Raw genomic sequence first — 17,956 nt, 5'->3', positions numbered from 1 at the left:
GGGGTGCTTGACTGCATCGGTCAAGAATCGTTGCGGAGTTGCGCATGAGTGCAGTCACGGTAGGAAGGGTCGACCAGGCCTTGAGTAGGCAGGGGTCGATCCGGACGGGAGTTGGACTGGTGCGTCGTGACCGAGCGCCGGTGGATCTGCGGGGTGGGTCGGCCCGCGTCGTTTCCTTCGTCACGGTGCGTGCGCGCGCCGTGGTCTGCTGAGGGGGCGCCATGCGGATCTGTGTTCTCAATGAGGCCACCGGCGAGCAGGCCGGGCTAGAGCAGCGCTGCAAATCGGCGCGTGAGGCCGGCTTTGACCATGTGGTGCTCGCGCCGCCATTTGCACGCGACGCCGAAGGCCGGCTGAGCGAGGTCGCCACCACCGGCGACGAAGACGCGCAGCGTCTGCGCGAGGTGGTGCAGGCCGCGCACCGGGCCGGCGTGAAGCTGCTGCTCGATGTGCGCCTGGATGAAGTGGGCGGTGCCAGCGCCGTGGTGCGCGACAACCCGCAATGGTTCCGGGCACGCAGCACGGCGGTGCCGGACCCGCGCCAGCCGCGCGCCACGCCGGAAGTGGCCGAGGCACGCTTTACCTATGCGCAGGAAGGTGCGGCGCTGGTGGAGTGGTGGAGCGCGCGCTTGCTGGACTGGGCCTCGCAGGGCGTGGCCGGCTTCCGCCTGTTGCAGCCGCAGCAGGTGCCGGCGCAACGCTGGCGCGAGCTGATCGCGCGCGTGCATGCGCAGGCTCCGGAGGTGGTGTTTGCGGCGTGGACGCCGGGCCTGGGCATCGAAGCCTTGCAGCAGCTGGCCGGTGCCGGGTTCGACGTGGCGTTCTCCTCGCTCGCATGGTGGGACGGCCGCGGCAGCTGGTTCTTCGACGAGGACACGGCGCTGCGCGCGTTGGCGTCGCAGGTCGTGGCGGTGGTGGGCGCGCCCGATGGCAAACGTGTGGCCACTGCCGGGCAGCACTGGCAACTGGCCCAGGCACTGGGCGGAGCATGGCTGCTGGACGAGACGCAGCTGGAGACATTGCCCTTGTCGATCAGGGCCCGCGACGGCGTGCCGCCGAGCAATGCCGGCTTGCGGTTGCGTCCGCTGCTGCGCGAGGGCACCGGCCTGACGGCGGTGGCAATCGAGCCGCTGGGCGGCTTGCCGTCGCTGCTGTTGATCAACGGCGATGCCGATCATGTGGTGCCGGTCCCGGCGCCGGATCTGCTGCGCCTGCTCGGCGATGCCGAAGCACTGGTGGGCGAGGACGGCAGCACGCTCTCCGGCGCGACGCTGGAAGCATTGGAGCCGGGCGAGGTGCGGGTCTATCGCAGCGTGCCGGCCCGGCACGTGCTGGCGGTGCCGCGCATGCGCCCGCGCCCGCAGACCGCGGCCGCCTGGCCGCGTGTGTGCATCGAGTCGGTGACCCCGTCGGTCGATAACGGCCGCTTCCCGGTCAAGCGCACCGTGGGCGATCGCATCTGCGTGGAAGCCGATGCGTTCTGCGATGGGCACGACCGTATCGCGGTGGCGGTGCTGTGGCGCCCGGCTGATGCCAAGACCTGGGCCAGCGCGCCGATGCGTGCGTTGGGCAACGATCGCTGGCGTGCAGAGTTCCCGCTGGAGCGCATCGGCACCTATGAGTTCCGGGTGGAAGGCTGGCGCGATGTGTTCGCCACCTTGCATGCGGATCTGGAAAAGAAGCGCGCCGCCAACACGGTGCTGCCGGTGGACGTGCAGGAAGCGGTGGCCGTGGTGCAGGCCGCGCATGCACGCAGCAGCGGTGCCTTGGCCGAGCGCCTGCAGGCCGTCCTCACCCGCATCGGTGCGCAGAGCGAGCCGCTGCAGCAGCTGGCGATCGTGCTGGAGCCGGACACCGCGCAGGCAATGGCAGCGGCCGACGACAAGCCGTTCCGCTCCGAGACGCCGGTGACCTTCCGGGTGGAGTCCGAGCGGCGCGCGGCGCATTTCGCCAGCTGGTACGAATTGTTCCCGCGCTCGCAAAGCGGCGATCCGCAGCAACACGGCACCTTCGACGATGTGATCAAGCGGCTGGCGCATATCCGCGCGATGAACTTCGATGTGCTGTACATGCCACCGATCCACCCGATCGGCGCGAAGAACCGCAAGGGCCGCAACAACTCGGTCACCGCGGTCGATGGCGAGCCGGGCAGCCCGTATGCGATCGGCGCGGCCGATGGCGGGCATACCGAGGTGCATGCCGAGCTCGGCGGGCTTGAGGGCTTCCGCCGCTTGATCCAGGCCGCACGTGCGCATGGGCTGGAAGTGGCGCTGGACTTCGCCATCCAGTGCGCGCCGGATCACCCGTGGTTGAAGGATCACAAGGACTGGTTCACCTGGCGCGCGGATGGCTCGATTCCGTATGCGGAGAACCCGCCGAAGAAATACCAGGACATCGTCAACGTCGACTTCTATGCCAGCGGCGCGGTGCCGGATCTGTGGAACACGTTGCGCGATGCGGTGCTGTTCTGGGTCAACGAGGGCGTGACGCTGTTCCGCGTCGACAACCCGCATACCAAGCCGTTCCCGTTCTGGGAGTGGTTGATTGCCGATATCCGCGGGCGCCGGCCGGATGTGGTGTTCCTGTCGGAGGCCTTCACCCGGCCGAAGATGATGTACCGCCTGGCCAAGTGCGGTTTCTCACAGTCCTACACCTACTTCACCTGGCGCAACCACAAGCACGAGTTGCAGGAGTACGTGGAAGAGTTGAACCAGGGCGTGCCGCGCGAATGCTTTCGCCCGCACTTCTTCGTCAACACGCCGGATATCAATCCGCTGTTTTTGCAGACCAGCGGGCGCAACGGGCATCTGATCCGCGCCGCGCTGGCGACCACGCTGTCGGGGCTGTGGGGCATGTATCAGGGCTTTGAGCTGTGCGAGGCCACGCCATTGGCGCCGGGCAAGGAAGAGTACCTGGACTCGGAAAAGTTCCAGCTGCGCGCCTGGCCCGAGCGTGCGCCCGGCGACATCGTCGATGAGATCACCCGCTTCAATCAGCTGCGCCGCATGCATCCGGAGCTGCAGTCGCACCTGGGCACGCGCTTCTACCAGGCGCACAACGATCAGGTGCTGTACTTCGGCAAGTTCCTGGATGCCGGCTACCTGTCGCGCAGCCGCAGCATGGTGTTGGTGGCGATCAACCTGGACCCCAACGCTGCGCAGGATGCCGCAATCGAAGTGCCATTGTGGGAGTTGGGCCTGCCCGATCACGCCAGCGTGGCGGTGGACGACCTGTGGGACGGCCATCGCTTCACATGGCAGGGAAAACAGCAACACATCCGTTTAGAGGCGACGCGGCCGTTCGCGTTATGGCGCATCCGCGCAGGAGAGGTCGCATGAATGCAGTCCCATCGTTACAAGCCGACGCGGAACAGTCCGCGGTGGTTGCAGACCAGCTTTGGTACAAGGACGCGATCATCTATCAGGTGCACGTCAAGTCGTTCTTCGACTCCAACGACGATGGCATCGGCGATTTCCCGGGGCTGATTTCCAAGCTGGATTACATCGCCGAACTCGGCGTGGACACCATCTGGCTGCTGCCGTTTTACCCCAGCCCGCGCCGCGACGACGGCTACGACATCGCCGAATACATGGCGGTGCATCCGGACTACGGCAGCATCGAAGACTTCGAGCAGCTGGTGGCGCAGGCGCATGCACGCGGCATCCGCATCGTCACCGAGCTGGTGATCAACCACACTTCCGATCAGCACCCGTGGTTCCAACGCGCACGCAACGCGCCGGCCGGCTCGCCGGAGCGCGACTTCTATGTGTGGTCGGACACCGACCAGGAATACGAAGGCACGCGGATCATTTTCTGCGATACCGAAAAATCCAACTGGACCTGGGATCCGGTGGCCGGGCAGTACTTCTGGCACCGCTTCTATTCGCACCAGCCGGACCTGAACTTCGACAATCCGGCGGTGCTGGAAGCGGTGCTGGAAGTGATGCGCTTCTGGCTGGACCGCGGTGTGGACGGCCTGCGTCTGGATGCGGTGCCGTACCTGATCGAGCGCTCCGGCACCTCCAACGAGAACCTGCCGGAAACCCACGCGATCCTGCGCAAGATCCGCGCCACGCTGGATGCCGAGTACCCGGACCGCATGCTGCTGGCCGAGGCCAACATGTGGCCGGAGGACACCCAGCAGTATTTCGGCCAGAACGCCGACGAATGCCATATGGCGTTCCACTTCCCGCTGATGCCGCGCATGTACATGGCGATCGCACGCGAAGACCGCTTCCCGATCACCGACATCATGCGCCAGACCCCGGAGATTCCGGAGAGTTGCCAGTGGGCGATCTTCCTGCGCAACCATGATGAATTGACGCTGGAAATGGTGACCGATTCGGAGCGCGATTACCTGTGGCAGACCTATGCTGCCGACCGCCGCGCACGCATCAATCTGGGCATCCGGCGCCGGTTGGCGCCGCTGCTGGAGCGCGACCGCCGCCGCATCGAGTTGATGACCTCCCTGCTGCTGACCATGCCCGGCACGCCGGTGCTGTACTACGGCGACGAGATCGGCATGGGCGACAACATCCATCTGGGCGACCGCGATGGCGTGCGCACGCCGATGCAGTGGTCGATCGACCGCAATGGCGGCTTCTCGCGCGCCGACCCGGCGCAGCTGGTGCTGCCGCCGGTGATGGACCCGTTGTACGGTTTCCAGGCAGTGAATGTGGAAGCGCAGATCCGCGACCAGCATTCGCTGCTGACCTGGACCCGCCGCGTGCTCAGCGTGCGCAAGCGTTACCAGGCCTTCGGCCGCGGCAGCCTGCGCTTTCTGTATCCGGGCAACCGCCGCATGCTGGCCTACCTGCGGTGCTACCAGGACGAGACGGTGCTGTGCGTGGCCAACCTGTCGCACACGCTGCAGGCGGTGGAGCTGGACCTGTCCGAGTTCGAGGGCCGCGTGCCGGTGGACATCATCGGCGGCGGCAGTTTCCCGCCGGTCGGGCGGCTGACCTATCTGCTCACCGTGCCGCCGTTCGGCTTCTACGCATTCCAGCTGGTCAGCGAGGGCACCTTGCCGGACTGGCATGTGCCCAGCCCGGTGCCGTTGCCGGACTACCGCACGCTGGTGTTGCGCAGCGATACCGACGAGAGCAATGCGCTGCTGCCGCATCTGCCCACGCTGGAAGCGGAGATCCTGCCGGCTTGGTTGTCGGCACGGCGCTGGTTCTCGGCCAAGGACCAGGCACTCAAGCACGTGCGCATCTCGCGGCGTACGCCGTTGCCGGGCGCCGAGCCGATGAGTCTGCTGGAGCTGGAAGTGGAGCTGGAAGACGGCCACCACGAGAGCTACATGCTGCCGGTCGGCATCGTGTGGGAGCGCGACCAGCCCAGCACCCTGGCCGAGCAGCTTGCGCTGGCGCGGGTGCGCCAGGGCCGCGAGGTGGGTTACCTCACCGATGCCTTCGCGCTCAAGCCGATGGTGCGCGGGGTGATCGACGCATTGCGCGACAACGCCGCGCTGGAGTTCTGCGATGGCGACGATGCCTCGCAGCAGGGACAGGTGCGCTTCGAGGCGACACCGGCGCTGGCCACGCTGGAAATACCGCAGGATCCGGAGATCCGCTGGCTGTCGGCCGAGCAGAGCAACAGTTCGCTGGTGGTGGCCGACAAGGCGGTGTTCAAGCTGCTGCGGCACGTGGCCAACGGTGCCAACCCGGAGATCGAGATCGGCCGTCGCCTGACCGAAATGGGCTACGCCAACGCTGCACCCTTGCTGGGCAGCGTCAGCCGTATCGATGCGCAAGGCACCATCACCACGATCGCGCTGTTGCAGGGCTTCATCCGCAACCAGGGCGATGCCTGGCGCTGGACGCTGGACCATCTGGCACGCAGCTTCGACGAGTACGCCACCGCGCAGACCGACGAATCGCGTGCCGAAGCCATCGCCGGCTACGACGCCTTCGCCGCGGTGGTCGGCAAGCGCCTGGCCGAGTTGCACGAGGCCTTGTCGCGCGACACCGACGACGCCGACTTCGCCCCGCAGCGCATCGACCTGCCCACCGCCAACGATGTGGTGGCCGGCGTCGCACGCCAGGTCGAAGAGATGTGGGACACGGTCAATGCCCGCCTGGCCAGCAGCGACGATGCGACCGAACGCGAAGCGCTGCAGGCAGTGCTGGCCGAGCGCCCGCGGCTGGATGCCTTGCTCGCCCAGGCACCGAGCGTGCTGGCCGATTCCTTGCTGACCCGCGTGCACGGCGACTTCCACCTGGGCCAGATCCTGGTGGCCTTCGACGATGTGGTGCTGATCGACTTCGAAGGCGAGCCGGCCAAGCCGCTGTCCGAGCGGCGCGCCAAGGCCAGCCCGCTGCGCGATGTGGCCGGTTTCCTGCGCTCGCTCGATTACGCCAGCGAAGTGTCGGCACGTGGCGAGGAAGGCACCGCCGCCCGTGCGGGCGTGGGCGTGGATACGCATCTGGACGAGTTCCTGGTGCAGTTCCGTCGCCGCTCCACACAGGCGTTTCTGGACGCGTACCATGCCGTGCTCGACGCCAGTACGCACCCGTGGATCGCACCGGCAGCGTTCAACGCGGCCACCTTGCTGTTCCTGGTGGAGAAGGCCTGTTACGAGGTGCGTTACGAGGCTGCCAACCGCCCCGGCTGGCTGATGGTGCCGATCGAGGGCTTGCGACGCATCCTGCACCGCGCGCGCGCTGGTGCGGGAGACACATGATGAGTGGAGTGATGACAGCAGTGACCAATCGATGGGATCCCGGCGCAACCCGCGCCCTGGCCGAGGCACGCCATGGCGACGCATTCGCCATCCTGGGCGCGCACCCGACCGATAGCGGTCGGCTGCTGCGCACCTATCAACCGGGTGCCAACTACGTCAATGCCGTGCTCGACGATGGCCAGGTCATCGCGCTGGAGGCAGGCCCGGAGCCGGGCCTGTTCGCCGGCGCGTTGCCGGCGCAGGGCGGCTACCGCCTGCGCATCGGCTGGCCCGGCGGCGAGCAGGATACCGCCGACCCGTATGCGTTCGGCCCGCAGCTCAGCGACTTCGACCTGCACCTGATCAGCGAAGGCCATCACCTGCAGTTGGCCGACGCGCTCGGCGCCAACGCGATCGAAGTCGATGGCGTACGCGGTACGCGCTTTGCGGTGTGGGCGCCCAATGCCACGCGCGTGGCGGTGGTGGGCGATTTCAACAGTTGGGACGCGCGCCGGCATCCGATGCGGTTGCGGCACCAGTCCGGCGTGTGGGAGCTGTTCGTGCCCGACGTCGGCCCGGGCGCGCATTACAAGTACCAGCTACGCGGCCCGCATGGGAACGAGTTGCCGGCCAAGGCCGACCCGGTGGCGCGGCGTGCCGAGCTGGCGCCGGGTACCGCCTCGATCGTGGCCGACCCCACCCCGCATCAGTGGAGCGATGACGGCTGGATGGCCACGCGCGCGCGTCGGCAGGCGCACGACGCACCGATGAGCATCTACGAGATCCATGCAGGCTCTTGGTTGCGCGAGGAAGGCGTGGACCTGGACTGGGATGGCCTGGCCGACCGCTTGATTCCGTACGTGGCCGATATGGGCTTCACCCATGTCGAGCTGATGCCGGTGACCGAGCATCCGTTCGGCGGCTCGTGGGGTTATCAGCCGCTGGGCCTGTTCGCGCCGACCGCGCGCTTCGGCTCGCCGGATGGCTTTGCCCGCTTCGTCGATCGCTGCCACCGCGAAGGCATCGGCGTGATCGTCGACTGGGTGCCGGCGCATTTCCCCACCGACGCCCACGGCCTGGCGCATTTCGACGGTACCGCGCTGTACGAGCATGCCGACCCGCGCGAAGGCTTCCACCGCGACTGGAATACGCTGATCTACAACCACGGGCGGCGCGAGGTATCCGGGTTCCTGATCGCCAGTGCGCTGGAGTTCCTGCAGCGCTTCCACATCGACGGCCTGCGCGTGGATGCGGTGGCCTCGATGCTGTACCGCGACTACAGCCGCAATGCCGGCGAGTGGGTGCCCAACATCCACGGCGGGCGCGAGAACTACGAGACCATCGCCTTCCTGCGCCGGCTCAACGAGGTGGTGCGCGAGCACACCCCGGGTGCGGTGATGATTGCCGAGGAATCCACCGCGTTCCCCGGCGTCACTGCCGATGTGGCGCACGGCGGCCTGGGCTTCCACTACAAGTGGAACATGGGCTGGATGCACGACACCCTGCATTACGCCGCGCTGGATCCGATCTACCGCCGTTACCACCATGGCGAGCTGACCTTCAGCATGGTCTATGCGTATTCGGAGCGCTTCGTGCTGCCGATCTCGCACGACGAAGTGGTGCATGGCAAGGGCTCGTTGCTCGGCCGCATGCCGGGCGACGACTGGCAGCGCTTTGCCAACCTGCGCGCCTACCTGGGTTACATGTTCACCCACCCGGGGCGCAAATTGCTGTTCATGGGCTGCGAATTCGGCCAGCCCACCGAGTGGAACCACGACGGCGGCATCCCCTGGCATCTGCTGGATGACCCGCGCCATCGCGGCGTGCAGACCCTGGTGCGCGATCTGAATCGGCTGTATGTCGAATACCCCGCGCTGCACGCGCAGGACGACGACCCGGCCGGGTTTGCCTGGGTGGTCGGCGATGACGCGGCCAATAGCGTGGTGGCGTTCCTGCGCAAGGCAAAGCGCGGCGATGCGCCGGTGCTAGTGGTGATCAACTTCACCCCGATCGTGCAGCACGGCTACCGCATCGGCGTGCCGCAAGGCGGCCAGTGGCGCGAGGTGTTCAATAGCGATGCCGGCACCTACGGCGGCGCGAACCTGGGCAATGGCGGTGTGGTGAGCGCCGAGCAGCAGTCGATGCATGGCCATGCGCAATCCCTGCCGCTGTTGCTGCCGCCGCTGGGCGTCATCGTGCTGACGCCGCAGGGCTGATGCAGCACACACAGCGCCGGACCGCTGGTCCGGCGCTGTGGCACCTGTTAGATTGCGCGCCGTAGAGCGGCCAACACCTCGCTGCGCGCGCCCACCGGGCGGTGCAGCAGGGGTTTCCACCCGCTACGTAGGCGGCCCGGGGAGGGCTGCCGGGCACAGCCGCCGCCATGCCTTCCGTTGACCGTGTGTACGGGAGTGTTGTGCGTGGGCGTTTTGATGGCTGTGGTTTCTTCGACGGTTGAGCCGTTTATCCATGACGTGCGCATCGCTGGATGCGCGCATGCACTGGTGCGGCCTGCACGTTCTCCGTGTGTCGGCGCGCAAGGTGGCGGCATGTGGCCAGCGCAGCTCGGTGTGTTGCCGTTCTCCGCTTCGGCGCAGGCGCAGGCATGAGCGGTTGGATGACCTGGTGCTACTTGCTCACCGCTGCGGCGTCGGCGCTGGCGTTCTACCTGGCAACACGGCATCAACGCCTGTGGCCGCAGCGCCGGCTGTCGGCGCGCGCGCTACGCATGGGCGCCAGCGCATTGCTGCTGCTGTCGCTGGGTTGCGCCATGCAGGCCTTGGGCACCTGGGCCGGCACCTTCGCCGCAGTGACGGCGCTGATGTTGGTGGCGGTGGCGCTGCCGTATCTGGATGCCTGGCAGCAGGCGCGCACGCAACGAAGGCAGGTGCGCCATGTGGGCTAGGTGGCTGGCCGCAGTAGTGCTGGGTCTGCCGCTGGCAGTCGGCGTGGTGGGCCTGTGCGCCTTGTTGCTGCCGGGGCCGCAGCAGAGCTACACGCTGGCATGGTTGCTGCTGATGTTTCCGGCCTGGGTGGGCGCGATGGCGCTGCCGTTCGTGTTCCGTCGCGCATCGCGCGCCTGGGCCGTGCTCGGCGGGCTGACGCTGCTGTGCTACCTCGCGCTTGCAGGCATCAAGGCATTGGGCTGGACGGAGCTGGGCGCATGAAAGCATCGACCTTGCGCGCGTTTCTGTCGGTCCACAGCTGGATGGGTCTGTTGGCGGGCATGGCCTTGTTCATCGCCTTCTACGCCGGCGCCATCACCGTGTTCACGCATGAATTGAGCGGCTGGCAGGCCACGCCGCCTGTCACACAGCCTGCGCCGGCAGATCCTGTCGCCGCCGCGCAGACCTTGCTGGATGCGGTGATCGCCCGGCATCCGCAGGTGGCCGAATCGTTCCTGGTGCTGCTGCCCGGCGAGCACGGGCCGACTCCGCGGCTTTACTGGTATGGGCCGCAGGCCGAGGCCAGTGGCGGCATGCGGCAGTATCAACAGGCCGCCGATGGCCGCCTGCTGGAATTGCCGCAGCGCGTGGGCTTTGCCGACTTCCTCTACGACCTGCACTTCACCGCCGGCCTGCCACGCGTGTTCGGCACCTATCTGTTCGGTGTGGTGAGCGTGCTGTACGGACTGGCGTTGCTCAGCGGGGTGGTGCTGTACGCGCCGGTGTTCTTCAAGGACCTGTTCGCACTGCGGCCGGGGCATAACCTCAAGCGGCTGTGGCAGGACGCGCACAACGTGGTCGGCATGTTGTCGCTGCCGTTCCATGTGATCTTTGCCTGGTCCGGCGCGGTGTTGTGCCTGGGCGTGCTGTTGCTGGCGCCGTTCCAGTTTCTGGTGTTCGACGGCAAGCTGATGCAGATCCTGGCACCGGAGTTCGAACTCACCCCGCATGTGCAAGCAGCCAGGCGTGCGGCACCGGTGTTGCCGGTTGCGGTGCTGCTGGACAAGGCGCGCGCAGCCAGCCCGGGCTTGGTACCGGAGAGCATCGGGTTCCATGATGCAGGCGATGCCAATGCACGCGCGGAAGTGTATGGCCACAACGATCAGCGCCGGCTCAACACACTCGGTGGCGTGGCATTGGATGCGGCAACCGGCCAGGTCCTGCGCGTGCTCGAACCAAGGAAGATGTCGCCAGGCACCGCTGCATTGCGCGGGCTGCAAGGGCTGCACTTCGGCAATTTCGGGCATGCGCCGGTGCAGTGGCTGTATTTCCTGCTCGGGTTGGGTGGTGCGTTCCTGTTCTACAGCGGCAACCTGCTGTGGATCGAAACACGCCGCAAGCGTCGGCTGGTGGATCAACCGCGCCGCACCCACGCGATGGCACGCCTGACCATCGGCGTCTGCCTGGGTAGCGTCGCCGGTATCTCGGCCTTGTTCATCGCCGCACGCCTGCTTGCGCAAGGACAGGAGCGTTATGTCTATTATGCGGTCTTTGCGGCCGTGCTGGTGTGGGCGCTGGTCCGCCCCACTGCACGTGGTGCGTACGAGGTATTGCTGGCCTGCGCTGTCCTCACGGCGCTGATTCCGCTGGCCAGCTGTGTTTCCGCGCGTGGCGTGGTGCTGCCGTGGCAGGACGCAACGGTGCTGGTCGTGGACCTGATCTCCCTGGTGTTGGCATGGGCGTACTGGCAACTGGCGCGTGCGAGCAGGCGGCGCGGACTGCAGGGCGATCCCAACAGCGTCTGGGCGTGGAAGCGCGCGCAGCGCGCTGAGTCGACGCACTGACGTGATTGATGCCTGGCACGCTACGGTGTGCCGGGCATCAGCTGCGGCGGAGCACTTGTCGCTGACCATGCGGCTGGCCCGACAACCTGGCCCGTTGACGCGACGGCATCGCCGGGCAGTGCATCCTGATCGCCCGCCACCTTCACCCACACCCGATGACGGCTGCCGTCTTACGCATTGGCCTGATCTCCGACACGCACGGCGTGCTGCGGCCCGAGGCCGTGGCTGCGTTGCAGGGCTGCGCGGCGATCATCCATGCCGGCGATGTGGGCAAGCCGGAGATCCTCGCCGCGCTGCAGGCGCTGGCACCGTTGCATGCGATCGCCGGCAATATCGACAACAAGCCATGGGCAGCGCAGCTTCCGCAAACGCTGGATCTGCTGATCGCAGGCGTGCGCATCCATGTGTTGCACGATCTGAAAACGCTGGCAGCGGATGTTGCTGCCGATGTGATCATCAGCGGGCATTCGCACAAGCCGTCGATACACACGCACGACGATGTGCTGTACATCAATCCGGGCAGCGCCGGCCCGCGTCGCTTCAGCTTGCCGATCAGTGTGGGCACGCTGTGGCTGGGCGATGGCCCGCCGCGTGCGCAGCTGCAGCTGCTGGAAATACGCTGACGGAAGTTGGATCCGTGCAACAGAGACGTGTGCAGGGATCTGGAGCGGCCAGCAAAAAACGACTGCACAGCCGTCATGCGTGCGCGGTCGCTGCTCGGAATCGGCGTGTACCACGCGTACTCTCCGGTTCTTAGCGTGCCGTCCGCACACATCTGACCACCGCTCGCGACGCTGTGTTGGCCACTCTTAGGCAATGCCACGCGCCGAAGTACATCGGCCCGGTGCACCTGCCACTTCCGCATGTCGTGAGCATGCGGTGCATGCGATGACCGCCAGCACCGACCGCCGACAACCTGTGCTGACGTGCCTGCTTGTCCAAACCTGCCCGTGAGTCGTTCGTTGCCTGCATGTGTAGGCCTGTGGTCCCTGCGCTGACCTTGTCTGCACGCAGGCGGGACCATCCTTGTGCATCGAGTCGCCGCAAGGATTTCCCCCATGAATACCCGTCGCCAGTTCCTTTCCGCCGCCGCTGCCGGCACCGCGGCATTGGCCGCCGCCCCGTTGTTGGCACAGACTTCCGCACCGGGCAGCGTGATGCCCACGCGCGGCAAGGCCGCCGCATCCGCATTGCCGACCAATCCCGCAAGCAAGGGCGCACGCTATCGGCCCTCGAGTCGACTGGGCTTTGGTGGCGTGGCGATCGGCAATGGGTTTGCGCCCACCAGCGATGCGCAAAGCGAAGCGACCCTGGCTGCGGCGTGGGAGTCGGGCGTGCGGTACTTCGATACCTCGCCGTGGTACGGCCTGGGCCTGTCCGAGCGCCGTACCGGCCACCACCTGCACAATCACGCTGCAGACGACTACGTGCTATCGACCAAGGTCGGGCGCCTGCTGACCGCTACCGACAAACCGCCGAAGACGATGTGGCAGCAGCCGTCGCCCTTCGACTACCGCTACGACTACAGCGCCTCCGGCGTGCGTCGCTCGATCGAAGACAGCCTGCAGCGCCTGGGCGTGTCGCAGATCGATATCGCCTACATCCACGATCTGTCGCCGGAGAACGAGAAAGACCTGGGCATGCCGTGGGAACAGCGCTTTGCCGAAGCGGTGAAAGGCGCGATGCCCGAGCTGACCAAGATGCGCAAGGAGGGCTTGATCAAGGCGTGGGGCTTTGGCGTCAATCGCCCCGAGCCGGCCCTGCGTGCGATCGAAGAGGCCGACCCGGACATCTTCCTGCTGGCCTGCCAGTACTCGTTGCTCGATCACGCGCAGGCGCTGCACGACACCTTCCCGAAGATCGCAAAGCACGGCGCGTCGGTAGTGGTCGGTGCGCCGTTGCTGGCAGGCTATCTGGCCGGGCGCGAGCGTTATCTCTACGACGGCACCGTGCCGGAATGGGCGCCGGCCAAGCGCCAGAAAGCACTCGCCATCTGCGAGCGCCACGGCGTGGATCTGCGCACAGTGTCGCTGCAGTTTGCCGCTGCGCCGAAGGTGGTGTCCGCGGTGATTCCCGGTGCGCGCACGGCCGAGCAGGCGCTTGCGAATGCGGCCTCGATGCGCGTGGCGATTCCGGCAGCGGTATGGGAAGAGCTCAAGCGCGAGCAGGTGATCGAAGCGGATGCACCGGTGCCTGTTGTGGGCTGAGGCTCACGCGTGGTGGGTGCATCGCAAACGCCTGCGCTTGCGATGCACCACGTCACGCAGCAGGCATCACCTCACCCATCACGGAATCAACAGCGGCCGCAACGCAGGCACTTGCCTGGCCAGTTCGTCGGCGACAATCGCCGCGAACAGGTCGGCGCCGTCCGCACCCAGATGGGTGTAATCGAATGCCAGCTTGGCCTGGCCCATCGGCTCGGCACTGGCGTTGTCCTGTGCACGCGCAGCGGCGAGAGCAGGCGTGGCGGGCGTCGATGTGGTTTGCGCCGGGGTCTTGCCGATGGTGGTGCCCGATTGCGCGGCTAGCACCTGCTCCGGATCGGCCGGCCGCTGCGCCAGGCGCATTGCCAGCACCGGGCCCATGCCTTGCACTAGGGCGCGGCTGCGCGCGTGCAGGTCGATCAACGGCACCTGCAATTCCTGCGCGAGCGTGCGCGTGGCCTCGGCCCAGGGCGCCAGATCGTCCAGCAACTGACCGCGCGCGAACTGCCGCCGCGTCAATGGCGTGACCAGCACCGGAATCGCACCGGCAGCACGCGCTTCGTCTACATAGCGGCGCAGGTTGGCGGGGAACTCGGTCGCCAGGTCGGTGGAACGCCCCGGCTTGCCCGGTTGATCGTTGTGGCCGAACTGGATCAGCACATACACCTGGCGATACCCGCCACTGCGCAGTTCGTGCAGCGCGATGTCCCACGAACCTTCGGCGCGGTAGTTGGACGTGCTGCGGCCGCCGCGCGCCAGATTGAGGCAGCTCAGAAATGAGGTCACATGCTGTGCGCAAAAGCTCGGTCCCCAGCCGCCCTGCACGGCGGTAGTGGAGTCGCCGACCAGCACGATCTTGCTGGCCGCAAGCGCAGGCGCAGCGGCGGTGGGGGCCGATGCCTTGGATGCGCGCGGCGTACCGACCTGCGCGGAAGCGGCCGCATCGGCACACGTCAGGCAGGCAGCGGCCAGCGCTGTCAGCAGCATCGGTGCAATAAAGAAATACTTACGCATGCATCACCTCGAAAACCACTGAACCACGGCTGCGCGCTCGCCGGAATAGGGGGCGGCCAGCGCTGCGGAATTGGCGTGTCCTGCGCAGACCTGCCGGTCTGGAACGTTCGTACCCGTGTGGCGGCTGGACACCACGTGCTGATCGCCTCGCCGGAACGAAAGCGCTCAGAACGTACCGCGCTGGATGAAGGGCGCCTGCTGGTAGAGCTGCCGTTCGCCACCGCGCGGGTCGTTGTCCATCCGGCTCGGCACATCGAACAACAACGTGTCGCGGTGCTGCAGCGAGTACTGGCGCCAGCGTGGCAGGCCGCGATGATTCGGGTCGCCATGGCGTGCGAAGGCGAGCAGCGCCTCGCTCATCTGCTCGGCCATGCGCTGCGCAGCGGCGCCGTCGCCGGTGCGCGAGCCAGGCTGCGCAATGGTGTCGAACACCAGCGGGATGTCCAGCGTGTGGAAGGCGCCGAACTTGCCGCCGTCCAGCGGCGAGCCCCAGTCCAGCTGATACACCCAGGTCGGCGCACCCTGGCGCGCGCGCGCCTCGGCCTCCTCGACCGCGCCGCGCCACGAGCGGCCCGCCGTGGTCGCGGCAAAGAACACGTCCGATGGCGAGTACTGCGGATACAGCCGGCGATATTCGGCAATCACCACCTGCGGCAGCAGGTCGACGTACTGCTGGCTTTCCAGCCTGGCCGGCAGCTCGTCCCAGCTCAACGCAAAGTTCTTCGGGTCGTTGCCGAGAAACGCGCGCGTCTCGTCGCGGGTATTGCCGATCACCAGCGGAATCCTGGCCGATTGCAGTGGCGCAGTCGGCCAGAACGGATGCACCGGCACATTGCGTGCATCCAGCACCGGGCCGAAGTACAGCGCGCTGTTTTCCACCCGCGAGGGGTCGCGCAGCTGCGCGGCAGCCAGCAGCTGCGCAACCGGCAGCGTGCGGATGCGAGCAAGCTCGCCGGGCGCGAGTTTCAAGGCATCCAGCAGCAACTGCGCACGCTGCGTGGCCGCACGCGGGCCGGCCACGGTGACCTGCTGCCCGCTCATGGTCCAGGCGCGGTGGAACAGGCCGCGCGCGGCCGGCATCGCCATCAGGGTGGCGATCTTGGCGCCGCCGCCGGACTGGCCGAACACGGTGACATTGCCGGCATCGCCGCCGAATTCGCCCGCGTGCTGGCGCACCCACTGCAGTGCCTGGATCAGGTCCAGCTGCCCGGCATTGCCGGAGTCGGCAAAGCCGGCATCGCCCAGCTGCGCCAGCGACAGGTAGCCGAACAGGTTGAGCCGGTGATTGACGGTGATCACCACCACATCGCCGCGTTTGCACAGGCGCACGCCGTCGTACAACGGGTCGCTGCCGGAGCCGGTGGTGTAGCCGCCGCCGTGGATATAGAACAGGATCGGGCGCTTGCCGCCATCGCGCAGGCCCGGCGTCCATACGTTGAGGAACAGGCAGTCCTCGCTGGTGGGTTCGCTGGCCTTGAGCTGCGGCGCAGCCGCCGCGTAGGCGCTGGCATCGCGCACGTCCTGCCATGGATTTTCCGGCACGGCTGCCTGGAAGCGCCGCGCGGCGGTGTCGCCGCCGTACGGGATGCCCTTGAACACGCAGATGCCCTGGTCGCGATGACCGCGCAAGGCGCCGCCACGCACGCGTGCCAGCGGCGCGCTGGCCTCGCGCGGCGGTGGGGGTGCGGCGGCGCCAGCAAAGCCGGGGAACGCTGCGGCGGCAGTGGCGAGCAGGCCGCCACGCAGCAGCGTGCGTCGGCGCGCGTCGGGCGTGGACGGCGCTGTCATCGCGCCACGTCCTGCGCCGGTCCCGATGCAGCTGCCGGCGGCTGTGCCTTGGTGACATGCGCGATCCAGGCCTGCGCCAGCTGCGGCCATGCGGCCACGGTTAGGCCGCTGCCGCTGGCGGTGCCGAAGCCATGGCCGCCCTGCGGGAAGACGTGCAGCTCGCTCGGCACGCCGGCGCGCAGCAGCGCGTCGTGCATCAGCAGGCTGTTGCGCACCGACACCACGGTGTCGTCCTGCGCATGCAGCAGAAAGCTGGGCGGGGTATGCGCATCCACATGCAGTTGTGGCGAATACGCACGCACCTGCGCATCGGCTGGACTGCTGCCGAGCAGGCGCTCGCGCGAGCCCGGGTGCGCGTTGGCGCTGTCCATGTCGATGACCGGGTAGATCAGCAGCGCAAAATCCGGCCGCGCGCTCAGTGCATCGGCCGCATCCACCTTGGGGTAGACCTGCGCGGCGTAGCGGGTGGCCAGGCTGGCGGCGACATGGCCGCCGGCCGAGAACCCCATCACCCCGACCCGCTGGGGGTCGATGCCGTAGCGGGCAGCGTTGGCGCGGATCAGCCGCAACGCGCGCTGTGCATCGGCCAGCGGCACGTCGGCGCCGTTCGGGTGGCCTTCGCCGGGCAAGCGGTAACGCAGCACGAACAGGGTAATGCCGGCCTGGTCGACGAAGCTGGGCACCAGTGCGCTGCCTTCGTTGTCGAGCACGATGCGCTGGTAGCCGCCGCCGGGGGTGACCAGCAGGGCGGTGCCGTTCGGCCGCTTGGGCCGGTAGACCACCAGGTACGGCGTGCTGATCTGCTGGATGTAGCGATCGGGCAGGGCCGGGTCGCTGCTGCGTTGGACGATGCGCTGTGGCTGCGTCAGCGGCTTGTCCCCCGGTGCCATCCCGTTGGGCCATAGCAGGATCCGGCTGGCCTGCTCGGCTGCGGTATCGGCGCCGGGCACCTCGGCCGCCAGCACTGGCCCGGCCAGCAGCGCTCCCACCATCACCACCGTCATGCACCGGCGCATGACGCTCGAAAACGCGGCAAACACACGCGTCTGGCTTGTCTGTTCCATCCACCCCTCCCAGGGTTGCTTCGTTGCTGCGGCCAGTTTTGCCGCACTGCACATTGCCAATGACACCGGTTTACCATATACAGCACACCGTGCCACTGTCGATTGGCAGTGCAACAAAAACACCTATCAGGGAGACACCCTTGAGCAACGACGCCGCCACCCCACCATCCTCCACATCCTCGCTGTCGCAGATCGCCCAGCGCTTTGTGGAGGCACGCCGTGCAGGGGCATCGCTGCCGGACTTTCCAGGGCAGATCCCCGACGATCTGCTCACCGCCTACCAGGTGCAGGATATCGCCATCAGCCAGTGGGACGACCAGGTGGTCGGCTGGAAGGTGGGCTACATCGCCGCCGAGCGCCGCGACGCATCGGGCGACGAGCGCCTGCTGGGCCCGATCTTCTCGCACAAGCTCTGGAATGCTACCGGTGGAACAACCGAATTCCAGATCTACGAAGGCGGCTTCGGTGCGGTGGAGGCCGAGTACGTGCTGCG

The 17,956-nt window shown here is 67.3% G+C and carries 11 protein-coding genes, 1 other RNA gene and 1 pseudogene; 10 read left to right on the top strand and 3 right to left on the bottom strand.

From position 1 onward, the window contains the following. Positions 1-221 precede the first annotated feature (221 nt). The 9 genes from AC1KVE_RS19535 to AC1KVE_RS19495 all read left to right on the top strand — a co-directional run bounded on the left by AC1KVE_RS19535 (position 222) and on the right by AC1KVE_RS19495 (position 13,600). Positions 222-3,338, top strand: coding sequence for an alpha-1,4-glucan--maltose-1-phosphate maltosyltransferase (locus AC1KVE_RS19535; RefSeq protein ID WP_481092586.1), 3,117 nt, complete (start codon positions 222-224; stop codon positions 3,336-3,338). Continuing rightward, a complete protein-coding gene (gene treS, locus AC1KVE_RS19530; RefSeq protein WP_481092585.1) occupies positions 3,335-6,685 on the top strand; it encodes a maltose alpha-D-glucosyltransferase in 3,351 nt (1,116 codons plus the stop codon). Before AC1KVE_RS19535 ends, treS begins: the two co-directional genes overlap by 4 nt. Positions 6,686-6,696: 11 nt before the next feature. Further along, a complete protein-coding gene (glgB, locus tag AC1KVE_RS19525) occupies positions 6,697-8,880 on the top strand; it encodes a 1,4-alpha-glucan branching protein GlgB (protein ID WP_481092584.1) in 2,184 nt (727 codons plus the stop codon). 389 nt (positions 8,881-9,269) lie between these two features. Continuing rightward, the gene (locus AC1KVE_RS19520; RefSeq protein ID WP_104577506.1) at positions 9,270-9,569 is read left to right on the top strand and encodes a hypothetical protein; all 300 of its coding nucleotides are present in this window, start codon (positions 9,270-9,272) and stop codon (positions 9,567-9,569) included. After that, on the top strand, positions 9,559-9,831 hold the full coding sequence (locus tag AC1KVE_RS19515; protein ID WP_026064062.1) for a hypothetical protein: 273 nt from the start codon (positions 9,559-9,561) through the stop codon (positions 9,829-9,831). Before AC1KVE_RS19520 ends, AC1KVE_RS19515 begins: the two co-directional genes overlap by 11 nt. Beyond that, a complete protein-coding gene (locus tag AC1KVE_RS19510) occupies positions 9,828-11,393 on the top strand; it encodes a PepSY-associated TM helix domain-containing protein (protein WP_481092583.1) in 1,566 nt (521 codons plus the stop codon). Before AC1KVE_RS19515 ends, AC1KVE_RS19510 begins: the two co-directional genes overlap by 4 nt. Positions 11,394-11,548: 155 nt before the next feature. Then, positions 11,549-12,016: a metallophosphoesterase family protein gene (locus tag AC1KVE_RS19505; protein WP_104577504.1), complete on the top strand. Its 468-nt coding sequence runs from the start codon at positions 11,549-11,551 to the stop codon at positions 12,014-12,016. A gap of 105 nt (positions 12,017-12,121) precedes the next feature. After that, a non-coding RNA gene (locus AC1KVE_RS19500) (sX9 sRNA) lies at positions 12,122-12,198 on the top strand. Positions 12,199-12,451: 253 nt separating this feature from the next. Further along, complete coding sequence (locus tag AC1KVE_RS19495) at positions 12,452-13,600, top strand: aldo/keto reductase (protein ID WP_104543656.1); 1,149 nt, start codon at positions 12,452-12,454, stop codon at positions 13,598-13,600. A gap of 78 nt (positions 13,601-13,678) precedes the next feature. Here the strand turns inward: AC1KVE_RS19495 and AC1KVE_RS19490 are convergent, their stop codons facing one another. From AC1KVE_RS19490 to AC1KVE_RS19480, 3 genes are all read right to left on the bottom strand, one after another. Beyond that, positions 13,679-14,584: a rhamnogalacturonan acetylesterase gene (locus AC1KVE_RS19490; protein WP_425598413.1), complete on the bottom strand. Its 906-nt coding sequence runs from the start codon at positions 14,582-14,584 to the stop codon at positions 13,679-13,681. A gap of 192 nt (positions 14,585-14,776) precedes the next feature. Continuing rightward, the gene (locus AC1KVE_RS19485) at positions 14,777-16,399 is read right to left on the bottom strand and encodes a carboxylesterase/lipase family protein (RefSeq protein ID WP_184457728.1); all 1,623 of its coding nucleotides are present in this window, start codon (positions 16,397-16,399) and stop codon (positions 14,777-14,779) included. After that, positions 16,396-17,463 carry an alpha/beta hydrolase gene (locus tag AC1KVE_RS19480; protein ID WP_184457730.1) on the bottom strand — a complete coding sequence of 356 codons (1,068 nt, stop codon included), beginning with the start codon at positions 17,461-17,463 and terminating at the stop codon, positions 16,396-16,398. The genes AC1KVE_RS19485 and AC1KVE_RS19480 overlap by 4 nt, the downstream gene beginning before the upstream one ends. A 140-nt stretch (positions 17,464-17,603) precedes the next feature. Between AC1KVE_RS19480 and AC1KVE_RS19475 the strand changes: the two are divergent. Next, positions 17,604-17,956, top strand: a pseudogene (locus AC1KVE_RS19475) (2-keto-4-pentenoate hydratase); the annotation flags it as partial.

The organism is Xanthomonas sp. NCPPB 2864 (assembly GCF_056675615.1).
Note: the sequence above shows the minus strand (reverse complement) of the source record. Positions and strands in the feature narration are given on the sequence as shown.